This is a genomic window from Nocardia asiatica NBRC 100129, from assembly GCF_000308415.1.
Classification (GTDB): Bacteria; Actinomycetota; Actinomycetes; order Mycobacteriales; family Mycobacteriaceae; genus Nocardia; species Nocardia asiatica.
The window spans coordinates 1-4410 of record NZ_BAFS01000383.1 but is presented as its reverse complement, the minus strand read 5'-3'; the positions used below and the strand labels follow the sequence as shown (position 1 = coordinate 4410).

Annotated in this window: 3 protein-coding genes; all 3 read left to right on the top strand. The window is 67.2% G+C overall.

What is annotated here, in order from left to right; genetic code table 11:
- Positions 1–1266 (top strand): AfsR/SARP family transcriptional regulator (locus tag ON27_RS44435; protein ID WP_218003066.1); only part of this gene is annotated, 1266 nt, incomplete at its 5' end.
- A gap of 1001 nt (positions 1267–2267) precedes the next feature.
- The gene (locus ON27_RS29750; protein ID WP_043735057.1) at positions 2268–3443 is read left to right on the top strand and encodes an AAA family ATPase; all 1176 of its coding nucleotides are present in this window, start codon (positions 2268–2270) and stop codon (positions 3441–3443) included.
- 43 nt (positions 3444–3486) lie between these two features.
- A partial coding sequence (locus ON27_RS29745; RefSeq protein WP_043735055.1) for a hypothetical protein occupies positions 3487–4410 on the top strand: 924 nt, incomplete at its 3' end.

Here is a 4410-nt window from a genome sequence, read left to right as displayed (position 1 = left end):
GCCGGCTGTCGGCGCTGCGCGGTGCTGCTGGTCGGCTCGGATCGCACGGGCGAGTTCGCCGAGCCTCTCGGAGTCCCGGTGCTCGGCAGGCTTCCACTCGACCGCCTCGGTGCCGAAGCGCTGCTGACCGGCGCCCGATACTCCCGCCGAGGACGCAACGGGCTCGCAGCGGCTGCCCGCGTCGTTGCCGCCGCACTGCACACACAACTGACCCCAGCACACTCGAATCCGCTTCTAGGCCGGCAACCGTCACCGTGGCCCCGGTTACCGGGCCGGTGGCGTCACGGTCTCGGGGTCTGCATCCGGGCGGATTCGCCCCGGGTGTATCGAGCCCGCCAGCCAGTTCCCGATCGAATCCCGGGCCAGGACGCCGCCCCGGCCGTATCCCCAGTAGACGACCTCGGTCTCGAGGTCACCGAGACCGGCCAGCCCCCTACGGAGACAGTGCCCGTTGCGCGTGATGCTACCCCCGTCGCCACCACGGCAAACGAATCGGCACCGGGTGGGCCGACCCTGGCAGTCGAGGTGTTCGGGCCGCTACGTGTCTGCTGGCACCGCGACGACGGCGTTGTCGACATCACCACCCACTTGCAGCCCCGGAGCCGCGAACTGCTGGCCCTGCTGACCCTGCACCCAGAAGGGATTTCCCGCGAGGCCCTGATCGCCGATCTGTGGGGGGAACGATGCCCCCGCCGACCGGTCAACGCACTCAACACCGCGATCAGCCGACTCACCGCCTCCATCAGAGACGCGACCGACGGCACGGTGCCCCGGATTCTGGCCGGCGACCACATCCGCTATCAGCTCGACCACACCATCATCGCCACCGACTACCAGCAGTTCGCTCGCGCGGTACGTCAACGCCGCCACGCGGGCAACGGCACGGAGCGCGGTGAAGCGTGCCGCCACATCATCGACACCTCCTGCCGAGGGATCCTGGCCGCAGATCTCACAGCGGACTGGGTAGCACCGATCCGGGAATCCGCCCGCCGCGACACCATCACCGCGGTCGGCGCCCTGGCCGCCACCGTGGTCGAGCAGGACCCACGCCGCGCCCTGGACCTCCTCGAAACCGCCCTCGACCACGACCCGCTCAACGAACTCCTGTGGCGCGACATCCTTCGCCTGCACGCCCGCCTCGGCGAACACACAGCCATCGAACGCACACTCGGCCTCCTGGCACACAAACTCTCCAAAATAGGAGAAGAACCCACCGCAGAAACACGAGACCTTGCAGAAAGGCTCCAAAAACAAGCCCGGCACTGAAACCGGAGTCTTCTATCCGAGATGCGTAATGGCCGAGAAAACGCCTCGGCGAACACTCGAGATGAGATAGGCGGAAACGCTGGGTCTAAGGTAAAAGCTCGTCTGATGAGGCGGAGGCGAGGATGGGGAAGTCTCTCGCCTGACTCGAGTGCGGAATCCGCGCGGGACAAAGGCTAACATCCGCCTCGGGAATTCGAGGCGACACCCGCCGCCAAGTATTGACGGTACGCAATAATAGCCAGAAGGTGTGCGTGCTTCTCGGCGTTCGTCGGGTAAGGTATTAGCCCAGTAGGGTTTGCGGATATCTGATCGCTATTTGTGGAATTCAATTGAGAATGGGATTCCGTACGGCAATTTCACGGCACAACGGGTGGATGTTCGCAATTTCTTCGGGTTGTCGGAGATCGCCGCCACGGGGGGTGCAGCTCGCGTTATCGCGGCCTGGCTGATCGTGGAGATCGTTAGGTGGGTCGTTAGGTGGGTCCATTGGCGGGTCGCTAGGTGGGTCAGTCAAATCAACCCACCCCGATGCCGCAAACTACCAGCTAGAAGCCACTATCCGACCCAACTGGCTCCCCAGGATTACCCGCAGGGAACAGAAAGAACACGTTGGGGCGGGCGTGGCCCGCTGGCGTCGCTGCCATCGTTCGGCTGGCCCTGCTGATATGACTCCGCTATTCAACTATCGATATCCGTCCTCATTCGATGCATTCCAATCGGTTTCAAATCAATAGTTTCCTCATGTACGGTCTGCTGCCGGCCTGGCCGCGTTAACGCATTCCATTCTGTGCTTGCCATGCAATTGTTGCCCTGATCTGCGGAAATTGGTTGAGAAAAGGTTGAAAACGGGGTTGAATTCCCGGGATGAGTCGAGATAGCGTCGACCCACACCCCGGGGAAACGAATTGTCAACCAATCCGAAATGACCACCGCGCCACCGCTGTGCCAGGATCCGCCGTGAGCGGCGCAACAAAATTCGTGCAGTGCGAAGGAGAAACGAGATGACTTCCCCCACCGGCCCGGCCCCCGCACCGGCCAACCGCCTCGGCAATGGCGAACTGCGCCGCATGGTCGCCAAAATCCTCACCGACAACCCCGGCACCGAATACACACCCCGCGAAGTCGCGAAACTCACCGGCCGTTCATCCGGTGCGATCGGAAACGCGATGAAAACCCTCACCGCCGCCGGACACGCCGACCAGACCAGCGCCAAACCGCTGCGCTACCGCGCCAACACGAACACCAGCAGCGCCGCGACCGGAGCCCCCACCCCGGCACCCGCCACCGGCACGCCCGCCGCAACCCCGGCCAAGCGGCCCGCCGCCCGTCGGGCGCGTAAGGCCCCCGCCGCGCCATCGGGCACCCCGAGCCCGGCCCGCACCGGTTCGGCCGTGACACGGCCGAACGGGCAGCAATACCACCTGCGGACCCTGGCGGGCCGCGCCGATGTGGACGTGCTGCGCACCATGCGCGACCACGAGGTCCCGGTCCTGCTGTACGGCCCGCCCGGCACCGGCAAAACCTCGCTGATCGAGGCCGCCTACGGCGACCTTCTGACGGTCCAGGGCGACTGCGACACCACCGTCGCCGATTTTGTCGGGGAATACACGCAAAACCCCGACGGGACCTTCGCGTTCGTGCACGGGCCGCTGGTCCGCGCCATGCGCGAGGGCCGGGTGCTGTTCATCGATGACGCCACCCTCATCCCGCCGACCGTGCTGTCATGCGTGTACCCGGCCATGGACGGCCGCCGCGAGATCGTGATCAAAGCCAACAGCGGCGAAATCGTGACCGTCGCGCCGGGGTTCTTCGTGGTGGCCGGGCACAACCCCGGCGTTCACGGCGCGATCCTGTCCGACGCCCTCGCCAGCCGGTTCGCGTTCCAGGTACAGGTCGGCTCCGACTACGACCTCGCCAAACAGCTCGGGGTGGACCCGAAAGCAGTCCGCGCCGCGCGGAACCTGGCCACCCGACAGGACAAAGGCGAGATCGGGTGGGCACCCCAGCTGCGCGAACTGCTGGCGTTCCAGAAAATCGCCACCGCCACCGACACGAACACCGCCGCCGCGAACCTGATCGGGGCCGCACCCGAAGACGACCGCGCCATCGTCGCCGACGTGGTGCGCACCGTGTTCGGCACCCGGCTGGAACCCCTGGCCCTCGGCCCCCGCATCTAACCCACCCCGGCCCGCCCGAACACGCCCGGAAGGAACCCCCGCGATGACCGGCCACCTGATCGCCGACCCCACCACCACACCCACACCACCGCCCGCCACCGCCGGATGGGATGCCCTGTCTGCCGCCCTAACCGATGAAGCCCCACCGATCGCAGACCGCGACGACCTGGTCGTCACCATTGCCCCCGGCGCGGCGCACGGGCACCCGGCGGTGTTCATGCCCCACAGCGCCGCCATCGAAATCGACGGCACCCGCCTCGGCATCGACCCGGCCACCGCGCGGCCGGACCGCAACAGCGACCGCGCCCGCTACGCCGCCGTGTGGGGCGCGTTCGTCCACGAATGCGCCCACGCCCAACATTCGGTGTGGGAAGCGCCGCCGGTGGCGAATCCGGCCGTGGTCGAGGCCGCCCTGCTGTTGGAGGAATCCCGCATCGAGGCCGCCCAGATCCGTCGCCGCCCCGATGACCGGCACTGGCTGCGCGCCAGCGCGACCGAGATCGTGATCGGCGACAACGGCGGCACCGATGCCGCCGCCCAGATCCCGCCCACCGATTATGCCGCCGCCCACAACGCCGCCCTCCTGCTGGGGCGCGTGGATGGCGGCATCCTCACCGCGTCGGAATGCGCGCCCGCCGCCGGGGTCATCGAGTCCATCCTCGGCAGCGACAAGCTCGAGAAGTTGCGCGCGATCTGGCAGCAGGCCCACACCGTGGCCGACGACGACACCAACACCATGCTCGAACTCGGGCAACGGTGGCTCGATATCGTCGGCCCCGACCCGCACGCCGACCCGGATCCGAACTCGGTCCTGTCCGCCGCGATCGGTGACACCGTCACCAACATCAGCAACGCCGTTGCCGCGCAACCGGTCCCGGTCGACCCTGCCGAAGCGGCGGCCACCGCGCAACGAGAGGCCCAGCGTGCCGCACGGCGCGCGGCGGCGCGGGCGCAGAAGGTGTTCGGC